The organism is Vibrio sp. 10N.222.49.C9 (assembly GCF_041474985.1).
In the GTDB taxonomy this organism is placed as follows: Bacteria; Pseudomonadota; Gammaproteobacteria; order Enterobacterales; family Vibrionaceae; genus Vibrio; species Vibrio crassostreae_C.
Genome location: NZ_JBFRVD010001180.1, coordinates 1 through 306 on the forward strand (window position 1 = coordinate 1; position 306 = coordinate 306).

Sequence of the window (306 nt, forward strand, 5' to 3'; positions counted from 1 at the left end):
ATACATGGGTGGTCAAACTCACATTGGTTAATTGCTGATTGTATGAATAGCCGGCTACTTGTTAGCCGGCTTTTTTGTGCCTAGTGAAAATGGATCTCTCTATTAAACAAATAGTAATGGATTAATTACTTTAAGTCTAAGCCAGGCACCGCACCTAAGGTGTATCGTGGAATCACCACTTACATTATCTTGGTAGGTTCAAAGTTCGTCATGCTTGCCGCCACAGACTTTGTGTTCGGGGATTCAGTGGCCCATACAACGGTATTGTTGCCTTCTTCGGTGTGGTCTTCGCCATCATGATTTCAG

1 pseudogene is annotated in these 306 nt (G+C 43.1%); it reads left to right on the forward strand.

Going from position 1 to position 306, the window contains the following annotated elements:
- Positions 1-126 precede the first annotated feature (126 nt).
- Positions 127-306, forward strand: a pseudogene (locus AB4585_RS27465) (hypothetical protein); the annotation flags it as partial.